We start from the raw sequence: 11,792 nt of genomic DNA on the forward strand, positions 1-11,792 counted from the left end.
GGTAGCCAGACGCCCACGCTCACGTTGCTCTGGTCGGTGCCGGTCGAGGAGCAGTTTTACTTGGTGTGGCCGCTGCTGGTGGCCGCCACGCCGGCCCGGCGCATGGGCTGGCTATTCGGGGGCGTGCTGGCCTTGAGCCTGGGCTTCCGCTTCTGGCACCTGCACGACGACCCGCATGGATGTTCAACCTCTACGGCTTGCACACACTGAGTCTCATCGGCGACATGGCCCTGGGCGGGCTGGTGGCCTGGCTGTGCTTCCGCGACGACCGCCTGACCTCGGCCGTGGCGCGCCTGCCGCGCTGGGCCATCGGGCTGGGCTACGTGGCGGGCGTGGCCCTCATCTACGGCCGCCACGTGCTCTGGCAACTGCCCGGCTACCCGGCCCTCGACCGCCTGGTGCTGGCCTGCTTTTTCGCCTTCGTGCTGCTCGAGCAAAATTACGCCCGGCACTCCTTCGTCAAGATGTCGCAGCTGCGGCTGCTCTCGTACTGGGGTACTTACACGTACGGCCTTTATTGCCTGCACTTTCTGGCGTTGCTGGCGGCCTACCAGCTGCTGCACCGGCTGGGCTTGAACGGTACACCGCTGGGCGTGGTGCTTGGCGACAATGCCGTAGGCTTGTTGCTGGCGCTGGCCATCAGCTGGGTAAGCTTTAATTTTTACGAGAAGCCGTTTCTGAAATTCAAGAATCGCTTCGCCTTCATCAAACACTAGACTAGCAAGCAGGTCAGCTGTTTCGCTATTTATTATCAGAACTCGTGCCTAATTCGACTGCCCAGCCGTTGGTGCTCCTAATAGATAACTCCGTGGCCGTAACCGGCGCGCTCAACGCCATGCGCCACGCTACTAATCCGCTGCAAACCAGCGGCCGATGGCGGTTCGAGTATGTGCTGCCCACCGGCAGCCTGGGTAAGGCTGTGGTGGCGGCCGATGGCTACGTAGTACACGAACTGCCCTTCGTGGAAATCAGCCGCCGCAAGGCCGATTTGCTGCGCTACGTGCCCATGCTGCTGCTCAATGGCTGGCGGCTGCACCGCCTGGCCCGCCGCACCGGGGCCAGCATCGTGCACCTCAACGACTTCTACAACCTGACCGGCTACGTAGCCAAGCTGCTGAGCCTGGGCCGCTTGCGGGTAGTTACGCACGTGCGTTTTTTGCCCCAAAGCCTGGTGCAGCCGCTGGCGCGCACCTGGCGCTGGCTGGCGGGGGTAGGGGCGAGCCGGGTAGTGTGCGTGTCGCAGGCCGTGCGCCGCTACTTCGACGCCGGCCCCAAAAACCAGGTGGTGTACGACCCGCTGCCCGGTGCCGAGCGCCACCCCGTGACTACCCACCCGCCGCGCCCCGACGGCACTATCGAGCTGCTTTACCTCAGCAACTATATGCAGGGCAAGGGGCAGGATTTGGCTTTGCAAGCCTTCAAAACGGCTTATCAGCAAGATAATCGCCTGCGGCTGCGCTTCGCGGGCGGCGACATGGGCTTGGCTAAAAACCAGGAGTTCCGGCAGCAGCTCGAAGCTACGGCCGCCCGGGCGGGCCTCGGCGCAGTGGTGCAGTTCGGCGGCTTTGTCACCGACGTAGAGGCTGCTATGAAGGCGGCCGACATTATCCTGAATTTCTCGGAGTCGGAATCATTTTCTCTCACCTGCCTCGATGCGCTGTACTACGGCACGCCCCTCATCGCCAGCGACTGCGGCGGTCCGGCCGAGTTGTTCGAGCATGATAAATCGGGCTTGTTGGTACCTAACCGCGACGTGGCCGCCATGGCGGCCGCCATCGGCCGGCTGGCGGCCGACGCGGCCTTGCGCACCCGCTTTGCGGCAGCTGGCCGGGCCTTTGTGCGGCAAAAATTTGCGCCGACCGCTACTTACCAGGCGTTGGGCGAACTGTACCGCCAGGTGCTGGCCGATGAGCGGTAGGGGAGGGCAGTCGTATTTTTGTGCGATACGGTCCCGTTGGCTTGGCCCACCCTTATTTTGCGCATCCTATTCCTTACTCCGTACCCGTTTGGCCAGGCGCCGTCACAGCGATTTCGCTTCGAGCAGTACCTGGGTAGTTTGCAGCAGCACGGGCATACATACCAACTGGCTTCGTTTTTAGACGATGAAACTTGGCGCATTTTATATAAGCCTGGCCACGGGGCCCGCAAGGCCTTAGGCATTGTGCGGGGTTTTGGCCGACGCTTGGGGCACGTGTTGGCAGCGAGAAGCTACGACTATGTGTTTGTGCACCGCGAAGCGGCCCCGCTCGGGCCCCCGGTATTCGAATGGCTGCTCGCTAAGGTGCTGCGTAAACGCGTCATCTACGATTTTGACGATGCCATCTGGCTTGCTAATACCTCGGAGGCGAACAAGGTGGCTGCCGGGCTCAAGTGGCACCACAAGGTAGACAGCATTTGCGGGTGGGCCTACAAGAATAGCTGCGGCAATGCCTACCTGGCGGCCCACGCCCGGCAGTTCAACCCGAATACTGTCGTTGTGCCAACCACCATCGACACCGAGCACCTGCACAACAAGGTGCGAAACCAAGCGGCACCCGGCCCGCTGATAATTGGCTGGACGGGCACCCACTCTACGCTCAAATACCTGCGGCCTTTGGTGCCCCTGCTAGCTCAGCTGGAGGCGGAAGGACTCGACTTTGAGTTTCGGGTTATCTCCAATCAGCCGCCCGACTTCGACCAGCCCTTGCGCTCGCTGCGCTTTGTGCCGTGGCAAAAAGCAACCGAAATTGCTGATTTGCTAGCATTTCACGTGGGGCTGATGCCACTGGAAGACGACCAGTGGGCGCAAGGCAAGTGCGCCTTTAAGGCATTGCAATACATGGCCTTAGGTATTCCCGCGCTGGTGTCGCCGGTTGGGATGAATACGGAGGTAGTGCAGGATGGCATCAATGGCTACATCTGCCGCGAGCCCGCCGATTGGCAGCGGCGCATCCGGCAAGTGCTTACTGACGCGGCCTTGCGCCAGCAACTGGGTGCCGCCGCCCGCGCCACTATTGTGCAGCGCTACTCGGTGGTGGCAACTACCCCCGTTTTTCTGGCGTTGTTTTCCTAAGTACGGCGGCCAGGCTACGCTAGCTGGGGCTGTGGCCGCCGCACCAGTTGCGCGCGGGCCTGTTTCGCTACCGGCTGGGTTATGCTCTGCATAATGTAAAGCCCAGCCAGGTAAAAGGGCATTAGCGGAATCTTGTAGCGCACCAGCGTGCCAAAGTTGCCACTGGAGATACCCACCGATATGGCGAATATCAAGCTGAACACAAAGCATAGCGTAAGTACTGGCTGGCCGGCAATAGCCTGTAGAGACTTGAAAAAGCCAACCCGCCAGAAAATACGGAGCGTAAACAGCAAAAAGTACGTGGCCTCCAACGCCGAAAGCGCCATGGTGGGGTTGCGGGCCTCCCACAGAAAAGGCCTGAACAGCGCCACCACTATTGCCTGAGGGGCCAGCCGGGCCATGCCCGCGATAGTCCCGTCCTGCTCCCCGATGTTATAGCCTGAGCCATTCTCGTTTTTGCTTACTCCCTGCAAGTACGTGGCGGTAAGCTTGCTCTGCTCGCCAATTTTGTCGAGGTTGAAGCGAGCATCTGTCTCCGCAATGCTACTCATCGCATAAATAGCTACCCCCAAACCAACTAGTAAAAAAAGCGGCTTGGCTACCCAACGCATTGCTGCCGAGCGTATGCGTGCGGTATTTTCGTTAAATACCCAAAGGGCGGCGGGCGGAATGAAGGCAAGCAGAATATAAGCCTTCATGGAGTTAATAATCAATGCCGCAAGAATACCAATGATGAGGCAACGGATGATATTCTTCTTTTCAATGGCGCCCCGATAAAAGGCATAGAACACCCAGCCCAGTGCGCCGATACAAAGGGAATCCTTCAATAAACCAGACCCCCAAAAGAATACCGAGGGTAGAAAGAAAACGGCAATAGCTAATTCCTTATAAACCTGGGGGCGAATCTTGGCGAAGGTCATGTACATAGCCCACATGCCGCTGAAGCTTAGTATCGCAAAGAATAGCGCAGTTACTGAATAGGTGTTGAAGCCTAGCAGTGCTCCTACCGCAGCGGTTCGGATGACAAAATATTCTTTGCTGCCCGGCCCAAACCAGACCATCTGGCTGGTGTAAGGGGCAATTTTGGGAGTTACAGTCCCATCCGTAGTTACTAGCTGTATTCCTGCCCCAAAAGAATCGCCAAAAGCCTTATAAATGATAGAAGCGTGGTTGAAATAATTGTTAGTATCACCTGCATAGATGGTATGATAGAGAATACCCAAGGCCAGAGCACCAATTACCTTAGCAGATAAGGCGGGAATAAAATAGCGAACCGTATACTTATTGGTAATAGAGGGCCGAATAGCATAGGCTAACGCATAAATCAGGCCTAGGTAAAAGGGCGTTAGGATATAATCGCTTAATTCCATAGTGCTTCTTATTCCTTGGTCTTCTTCTTCAAATAGGCCTTGGCCTCCTTGTACTGGCTCGACTTGTGGTCGGCTTTGTCGGCTACTACCGCGTAGTAGCGCCGGGCCCCGGCCTTGTCGTTGGTTTGGTCGGCGAGCTTGGCCAGGCTAGCGTTGGCAAAAAGGTAGAAGCCGCCTTCCGTTTCGCCGTTGCTTTCGGCAAACACGATGCAACGCTGGTAGTAGTCCTTGGCCTTGGCCACGTCCTTGTACTTGAACTGCATGAGGTAGCCCAGGAAGTAGCTGGCGTAGCGCCCGCTGGCGGCTTCGTAGCCGGGCATGCCCACGCTTATTTTTTCCAGAATGTCGCGGCTCACGCGCTCGCACTCGCCAAACTGCGCCTGGTCGAAGCACAGCAGCGCGTAGAAGCGCTCGAAGTAGCCATTGTCGGGGTATTTCTTGGCCAAAGCCTGGGCCATGGGCAAGGCCGTACCGGTCTGGTGCTCGTCGTTGTGCAGCAGCTTCATCAAAAACACGCGGGCCTCGACGCCGGTGTAAAACGCGTTGTCGGCCACGGTGCGCAGCTGCTTAAGACCCAATTGTTTGTCGCCCTTGGGGAAAAACAGGAGCACCGGCTTAAGCAGCGGGTAGTTCTCCGGAATCCAGACTGAGTAGTAGTTGAACAGCGCATCGCCAAACAGAAACTCGGGGCTCAGGCCATTGGCTTCCTTGCTCTTTTGCAAGTAGTTGAGGGCGCGCTTGCTGCTGAAGGTAGCCTTGCGCCAGTTGTGGCGCTCGGCGTTGAGGCGGGCGTCGAAGGCATTGGAGGCCGACAGAAAAAAGTACGCCTCGTAGTTGTGCGGGTCGGCCTTGGCGAGCTGCTCGCCGTAGGTGTTGGCCGTGTCCATGTAGGCCTCAAATATCTTGTCGTACTGCTTGGTCTGGAAGTTGGTGGGCATGATTTTCCACCAGTTGCTCAGGCCCATGAGAAAGTACGGCATGGGGTGGTGCGGGTAGCGCCGGCGCAGCGACCGAAATTGCTTTTCGGCCTTGTCGTACTTGAAGTTGTAGAGGTTTTGCACGGCCCCGTCGAGCTCCAGCTGAATGTCTTTGTCGAGCAGCAGCCAGCCTTTGGTGTCGGTGTTGGGCAGCACGTCCACGTTGCCCAGGTCCACGTTGCGGATGGGCGGCGCCTTAAGGGTGCTCGTGTCCTGCTGCGCCTGGGCGCGGCCAGAAGCCAACGAGCCAAGCAGGAGCAGCAGCAAAAACAGGCGCGGAAACCGATACAGGGCGGGCATAGACAGCATAAAATCAGCAAAAAGCCACCGGGCCGCGCCCCGAAGGCGCGCTGCGGCCCTACGAAAGTACGGCGGCAAACCTAGCTTTGACGGGTTTTTAGGCATACGTATCAGGAATGCAATTACTTCAAACACTTTGCGAAATCCCGGCCCCTTCGGGCGACGAGGCAGGCCTTACCCGCTTCGTGCTCGACTACGTGCGCCGGCACGCACCCGGCTGGGCGCACCCGCCGCAGGTGCTGCACGACGAGGCGCGGTTTCAGGACTGCCTGCTCCTGGTGTTTGGGCAGCCGCGCACGGCCGTGTTTGCGCACCTCGACAGCATCGGCTTCACCGTGCGCTACGGGCGCGAGCTGGTGCCCATCGGCGGCCCCGAGGGCCGGGCGGGCGACCGGCTGGTGGGGCGCGACGCACAAGGCGAAATCAGCTGCACGCTCACGGTAGAAACAGATGCTGCCGAAGAAACCGAGCGCCTGGGCTATGAGTTCAGCCGCGACATCGCGCGCGGCACCAGCCTCACTTACGCCTGCGATTTTCGCGAAACGGACACCACCGTGCAAAGCTGCTACCTCGACAACCGCCTCGGCGTGTGGGCCGCCCTGCGCCTGGCCGAAACCCTGGAGCACGGCATCATTGCTTTCTCGTGCGGCGAGGAGCACGGCGGCGGCTCGGTGTCCTACCTGGCCCGCTACATCTACGACACCTACGGCGTGCGGCAGGCGCTCATCTGCGATATTACCTGGGTTACGGCGGGTGTGCAACCGGGCGCGGGCTGCGTGATTTCGCTGCGCGACTCGCTCATTCCGCGCCGCGCCTACGTCGAGCGCATCCGGCGCATTGCCGAGGCCAGCGGCGTGCCCTACCAGCTGGAGGTAGAGGAAACCGGCGGCTCCGACGCCAAAGAGTTGCACCGCAGCGACATGCCCTGGGACTGGTGCTTCGTGGGCGCGCCCGAAGACCACGTGCACACGCCCGACGAAATCGTGGACAAGCGCGACATCGACAGTATGCTGCGCCTCTACCAGGCGCTGCTGCGCGCGCTGTAGCCCAAGGTGCGCGCGGAAGCCGCACAAGCTCTGGCTGGGCGCTAGCTTTGCACTTGATTTTGCCCTGGCTGCCAGGGTGCCTTTCGCATTGCAGGGCTGGCTGCGTTTTCAGCCCAGCGATGAAAATATCCTTATGACTTCCGAAAACACGCTCTCGGCTCCGCTCGCTTTGTCCATCATCGTTCCTCTCTACAACGAGGAAGCCAACGTGCACGCCCTCTACCAGCGCCTCAAGGCCGTGGTGGACGGCATGGGCGTGAGCCACGAATTTGTTTTCATCAACGACGGCTCGCGCGATAGCACGCTGGCCCTGGTGCACGGCCTGAGTGAGCGCGACCCGCAGGTGCGCTACATTGACCTGAGCCGCAACTTCGGCCACCAGATAGCCGTGACGGCCGGCCTCGACCACGCCGCCGGCGAGGCCGTGGTCATCATCGACGCCGACCTGCAAGACCCGCCCGAGCTCATCCCGGAGCTTTACCAGAAGCTACTGAGCGGCTACGAGGTAGTGTACGCCAAGCGCCTCTCGCGCCCCGGCGAAAGCGCCGCCAAGCTCATGACGGCCAAGCTCTTCTATCGAATGTTGGCCGCTATCACGCACGTCAGTATTCCGGTCGATACCGGCGACTTCCGCATCATCTCGCGCCGGGTGGTCGATGCCCTCAAGCGCATGCCCGAGCAAAGCAAGTTTCTGCGCGGCCAGATTTCCTGGATTGGCTTCCGCCAAACCTACGTGGAGTACAACCGCGCCCAGCGCGCGGGCGGCGAAACCGGCTACACCTATAGCAAGATGCTGCGCCTGGCCCTCGACGGCATCACGGCGTTCTCGGATTTTCCGCTCAAGCTGGCCTCGCTCAGCGGGTTTTTCGTGTCGGGCGTGGCGTTTCTGATAATGCTCTACACGCTGTATTCGCGCTTCGTGTCGCACGACTACCAGCCCGGCTGGGCCTCGCTCATGATAAGCGTGCTCTTCATGGGCGGCGTGCAGCTCATCGCCATCGGCATCATCGGCGAGTACATCGGGCGGCTTTCGGCCGACGTGCGCCAGCGTCCGCTTTACCTCATCGCCGACACCAACATCCGGCAGTAGTAGCGAGGCCAGGGTGGCTTGGCAAGTCGGCAAGGAGTAGCAATAAATAGGGTTTGAATTATATCACCCATATTTACTACGCACTCACTTCTTTCCACTCAACGCCCTCAGCCTATGCCACCTGTTCTCTACGCCGTGCCCGCGCTGGGCCTGCTGGCCCTGCTTTACACCTGGCTGCGCGCCGGCTGGGTGGCCCGCCAGGACGCCGGCAGCCAGCAGATGCAAACCATCGCCGGCTACATCGCCGACGGGGCCATCGCTTTTCTGCGGGCCGAATACCGGGTGCTGGCGTTGTTCGCGCTCATTGCCAGCGTGTTTCTGGGCTATCTGGGTTTTACGGGCGAGAAATCCAGCCCGGTTATTATCATCGCGTTTATCATCGGGGCGGTGTTTTCGGCCACGGCGGGCTACGTCGGGATGAAAATCGCGACCAAGGCCAACGTCCGCACCGCGCAGGCGGCCCGCACCTCGCTCAGCCAGGCGCTGAAGGTGTCCTTCGCGGGCGGCTCGGTGATGGGCATGGGCGTGGCCGGGCTGGCGGTGCTGGGGCTGGGGGCGCTGTTTATCGTGTTTTATAAGCTGTTCGTGCCCAGCGGTATCGCCACCGGCCCCGAAATGGAAAAGGCGCTCGAAGTGCTCACCGGCTTTTCGCTCGGGGCCGAAAGCATCGCCCTCTTCGCCCGCGTGGGCGGCGGCATCTACACCAAAGCGGCCGACGTGGGGGCTGACCTCGTGGGCAAGGTCGAGGCCGGCATCCCGGAAGACGACCCACGCAACCCCGCTACCATCGCCGACAACGTGGGCGACAACGTGGGCGACGTGGCCGGTATGGGGGCCGACTTGTTCGGTTCCTACGTGGCTACCATTCTGGCTACGATGGTGCTGGGCCGCGAAGTCCACCTTGGTAACCCCGACCAGTTCGGCGGCCTGTCGCCCATTCTGCTGCCGATGGCGGTGGCCGGGCTGGGCATCGTGGCCTCGCTGGCGGGCATCTTGCTGGTGCGGGTGCAGGAGGGCGGCAACGTGCAGGGCGCGCTCAACTTTGGTAACTACGCCTCGGTAGTCGTGTCGGCCGTATTCTCTTTCTTCTTGATAAAGTGGCTGTTGCCGGCTGGCGACATCAGCGTGCGCGGTTTCACCTTCGATGCCAACCACGTCTTCTACGCCGTGCTGGTGGGGCTGGCCGTGGGCACGCTCATGAGCATCATCACCGAGTATTACACGGCCATGGGCAAGCGCCCGGTGCTCAGCATCGTGCAGCAAAGCAGCACCGGCCACGCTACTACCGTCATTGGCGGCCTGGCCGTGGGCATGGAAAGCACGGTGCTACCCATCCTGGTGCTGGCGGCGGGCATCGTGCTCAGCTACTCGGCAGCCGGCCTCTACGGCGTGGCCATCGCGGCGGCCGGCATGATGGCCACCACCGCCATGCAGCTGGCCATCGATGCCTTCGGCCCCATCGCCGACAACGCGGGCGGCATCGCCGAAATGAGCGAGCTGCCCAAGGAAGTGCGCGAGCGCACCGACGTGCTCGACGCCGTGGGCAATACCACGGCCGCCACCGGAAAGGGCTTTGCCATTGCGTCGGCGGCGCTCACCTCGCTGGCCTTGTTCGCGGCCTTCATGGGCACGGCCCACATCGACACCATTGACATCAGCAATGCCCGCGTGCTGGCTGGCCTTTTCGTGGGGGCCATGATACCGTTCATCTTTTCGGCGCTGGCCATCACGGCAGTAGGGCAGGCCGCGATGGCAATGGTGCAGGAAGTGCGCCGGCAATTCCGCGAAATCCCCGGCATCATGGAGGGCACCGGGCGGCCCGAATACGAGAAGTGCGTGGCCATCAGCACGCAGGCCGCCATTAAAAAGATGGTAGCGCCGGGCGCCATTGCCTTGCTCACGCCTATCGTCATTGGCTTCGCCTTCGGCCCCGAGGTGCTGGGCGGCACGCTGGCGGGCGTCACGGTCAGCGGCGTGCTCATGGCCATGTTCCAAAGCAACGCCGGCGGCGCCTGGGACAATGCCAAAAAGTCATTCGAGAAAGGCGTTATGGTCGATGGCAAAATGGAGTTCAAAGGCTCCGACGCCCACAAAGCCAGCGTCACCGGCGACACCGTCGGCGACCCCTTCAAAGACACCAGCGGCCCGAGCATGAACATCCTCATCAAGCTAATGAGCATCGTGTCGCTCGTTATTGCCCCCCACATCGCGCGCGAAGGCGGCGCGGCCAGCCTGGCCCCAACTCCCTCCATCGACCGCGCCGAGCTCCGCCTGCCGCCCGTGCGCTTTGCCCAGCTAACCAACGTCGCCACCCACTTAGCAGTCTACCCAGCAGCAGACTAAACGCAACAGCCCCGTCCGCCGCCCCACTCGGATAGCCAGCCCGCGCAGCGGGCGTATCCGTTAAATCCGACAAATCCGTTTGAATCTGCGGTTATCTTTGCAGCCCAATTGGCCGCTCGGGCCGTTTCGTACTGGCCATTTGGGCCGTTTCCAGCCGGCCGCTTTGGCCGATTCACGCATGGGTCAACCCCTTATTACCCTCCACGACAAGGCGTTCAAGCCTTATTTATCGGCCGCTAAAATCGCCGAGGCCATCGACCAAGTAGCAGCCCGCCTCAACGCCGACTACGCCGGCCGCCGGCCGCTATTCGTGGTGGTGCTCACGGGCGGGTTCATGTTCGCTACCGATTTGCTCAAGCGTTTCACCGGCGAGTGCGAGATTGTATTTATCCGCGTGGCGTCTTACGAAGGCACTGCGAGCAGCGGTCAGGTGCAGGAAATCCTAGGCTTGCGCGAAGACGTGAAGGGCCGCGACATCATTCTGGTCGAAGATATTGTGGATACGGGCACGACGCTGCACCACCTGCTGCCTACGCTGGAGGCTAACCAGCCAGCCTCCATTGAGGTAGCGGCCATGTTCTACAAGCCGGCCAGCCTGCGCTATCCGCTGACCTTGAACTACATGGCAATGGAGATTCCCAACGACTTCGTAGTAGGCTATGGCCTCGACTACGACGGCCTGGGCCGCAACCTGCCCGATGTGTACGTGGCCGCCTAGCCGTACCTTTACCTAATTATTACTCCTTGCCCCGGTGTCCCCCGCCGACTACTATTCTTTTGCCATGCATAATATTGTCCTCTTTGGCCCTCCCGGTGCGGGCAAAGGTACTCAGAGCCAAAAGCTTATCGCGCAATACAACCTCGTGCACCTGAGCACCGGCGACCTACTGCGCGCCCAGATTGCCGAAGGCACCGAGCTGGGCCTGAAAGCCAAAAAGCTGATGGACGAGGGCCTGCTGGTGCCCGACGAGGTAGTTATCGGCATGATTGGCAATGCCTTGGCTAAGAACAAGCAGGCGGCCGGCTTCATCTTCGACGGCTTTCCGCGCACCGTGGCCCAGGCCGAAAGCCTCGACCAGTTGCTGGCCCAGCACGGCACCGGCGTGGCCTGCATGATTGCCCTCGAAGTAGGGGAGGAGGAGCTCGTAAAACGCCTGCTGGAGCGCGGCAAAACCAGTGGCCGCCCCGACGACCAGGACGAAACCAAAATCCGCCGCCGCGTGCAGGTCTACAACACCGAAACCGCGCAAGTAGCTGGCTACTACGACGGCCAGAAAAAATTTCATTCGCTCAACGGCATCGGCGACATCGAAGAGATTTTCACCCAAATCTGCGCCATCATCGACCGCAACGAGCCCGCCAAATCCGAAGCGCCCGCTGCCGCCATCCGCGAAGTGAAAGCGTAGGTAGGGCTGCGCCCAGTTATGAGTTGAGAGTTTTGAGTTATGAGTTTCGGGCCATAGCCTGAAATTCATAACTCATTTCTTTGGGGCGGTTTTTAAGTAGCGAAGTCTGTTTCTGAAGCAATGAAGGTGCAAACGGTCGTCATGCTGAACGCAGTGAAGCATCTCTGACGCTTCATACAAGCCGCTCAAAGAAGCGATAGAGATGCTT

At 60.6% G+C, this 11,792-nt stretch carries 11 protein-coding genes; 9 read left to right on the forward strand and 2 right to left on the reverse strand.

Annotated features, from left to right (window positions below; all coding sequences use genetic code 11):
- The first annotated feature begins 24 nt into the window (after nucleotides 1–24).
- The 4 genes from VFO93_RS10445 (at nucleotide 25) to VFO93_RS10460 (ending at nucleotide 3,052) form a co-directional block, all read left to right on the forward strand.
- Nucleotides 25–210, forward strand: a complete 186-nt coding sequence (locus VFO93_RS10445) for a hypothetical protein (RefSeq protein ID WP_325134313.1) — start codon at nucleotides 25–27, stop codon at nucleotides 208–210.
- A complete protein-coding gene (locus tag VFO93_RS10450; RefSeq protein WP_325134314.1) occupies nucleotides 198–716 on the forward strand; it encodes a hypothetical protein in 519 nt (172 codons plus the stop codon). Before VFO93_RS10445 ends, VFO93_RS10450 begins: the two co-directional genes overlap by 13 nt.
- Nucleotides 717–760: 44 nt before the next feature.
- On the forward strand, nucleotides 761–1,918 hold the full coding sequence (locus tag VFO93_RS10455; RefSeq protein WP_325134315.1) for a glycosyltransferase family 4 protein: 1,158 nt from the start codon (nucleotides 761–763) through the stop codon (nucleotides 1,916–1,918).
- 363 nt (nucleotides 1,919–2,281) lie between these two features.
- The gene (locus tag VFO93_RS10460; protein WP_325134316.1) at nucleotides 2,282–3,052 is read left to right on the forward strand and encodes a glycosyltransferase family 4 protein; all 771 of its coding nucleotides are present in this window, start codon (nucleotides 2,282–2,284) and stop codon (nucleotides 3,050–3,052) included.
- Nucleotides 3,053–3,066: 14 nt separating this feature from the next.
- On the opposite strand, the gene VFO93_RS10465 is transcribed toward VFO93_RS10460, so the two are convergent.
- A complete protein-coding gene (locus tag VFO93_RS10465) occupies nucleotides 3,067–4,422 on the reverse strand; it encodes a hypothetical protein (protein ID WP_325134317.1) in 1,356 nt (451 codons plus the stop codon).
- Nucleotides 4,423–4,430: 8 nt separating this feature from the next.
- Nucleotides 4,431–5,708 (reverse strand): tol-pal system protein YbgF, encoded by a 1,278-nt coding sequence (locus VFO93_RS10470; protein WP_325134318.1) that lies wholly within the window; start codon nucleotides 5,706–5,708, stop codon nucleotides 4,431–4,433.
- A 107-nt stretch (nucleotides 5,709–5,815) separates the two neighbouring features.
- Between VFO93_RS10470 and VFO93_RS10475 the strand changes: the two genes are divergently transcribed.
- From VFO93_RS10475 to VFO93_RS10495, 5 genes are all read left to right on the forward strand, one after another.
- Nucleotides 5,816–6,745, forward strand: coding sequence for a M20/M25/M40 family metallo-hydrolase (locus VFO93_RS10475; RefSeq protein ID WP_325134319.1), 930 nt, complete (start codon nucleotides 5,816–5,818; stop codon nucleotides 6,743–6,745).
- A gap of 133 nt (nucleotides 6,746–6,878) precedes the next feature.
- Complete coding sequence (locus tag VFO93_RS10480) at nucleotides 6,879–7,835, forward strand: glycosyltransferase family 2 protein (protein WP_325134320.1); 957 nt, start codon at nucleotides 6,879–6,881, stop codon at nucleotides 7,833–7,835.
- Nucleotides 7,836–7,949: 114 nt separating this feature from the next.
- The gene (locus VFO93_RS10485) at nucleotides 7,950–10,178 is read left to right on the forward strand and encodes a sodium-translocating pyrophosphatase (protein ID WP_325134321.1); all 2,229 of its coding nucleotides are present in this window, start codon (nucleotides 7,950–7,952) and stop codon (nucleotides 10,176–10,178) included.
- 178 nt (nucleotides 10,179–10,356) lie between these two features.
- Nucleotides 10,357–10,896 (forward strand): phosphoribosyltransferase, encoded by a 540-nt coding sequence (locus VFO93_RS10490; RefSeq protein WP_325134322.1) that lies wholly within the window; start codon nucleotides 10,357–10,359, stop codon nucleotides 10,894–10,896.
- Between the two features lie 64 nt (nucleotides 10,897–10,960).
- Entirely contained in the window at nucleotides 10,961–11,584 is a 624-nt protein-coding gene (locus VFO93_RS10495; RefSeq protein ID WP_325134323.1) for an adenylate kinase, read from the forward strand.
- Nucleotides 11,585–11,792 lie beyond the last annotated feature (208 nt).

It is taken from the genome of Hymenobacter sp. (genome assembly GCF_035709525.1).
In the GTDB taxonomy this organism is placed as follows: Bacteria; Bacteroidota; Bacteroidia; order Cytophagales; family Hymenobacteraceae; genus Hymenobacter.

Coding starts and splice junctions, on each gene's coding strand:
- VFO93_RS10480 (WP_325134320.1), top strand. CDS start 6,879: ATGACTTCCGAAAACACGCTCTCGGCTCCGCTCGCTTTGTCCATCATC.
- VFO93_RS10475 (WP_325134319.1), top strand. CDS start 5,816: ATGCAATTACTTCAAACACTTTGCGAAATCCCGGCCCCTTCGGGCGAC.
- VFO93_RS10490 (WP_325134322.1), top strand. CDS start 10,357: ATGGGTCAACCCCTTATTACCCTCCACGACAAGGCGTTCAAGCCTTAT.
- VFO93_RS10495 (WP_325134323.1), top strand. CDS start 10,961: ATGCATAATATTGTCCTCTTTGGCCCTCCCGGTGCGGGCAAAGGTACT.
- VFO93_RS10485 (WP_325134321.1), top strand. CDS start 7,950: ATGCCACCTGTTCTCTACGCCGTGCCCGCGCTGGGCCTGCTGGCCCTG.
- VFO93_RS10465 (WP_325134317.1), bottom strand. CDS start 4,422: ATGGAATTAAGCGATTATATCCTAACGCCCTTTTACCTAGGCCTGATT.
- VFO93_RS10470 (WP_325134318.1), bottom strand. CDS start 5,708: ATGCTGTCTATGCCCGCCCTGTATCGGTTTCCGCGCCTGTTTTTGCTG.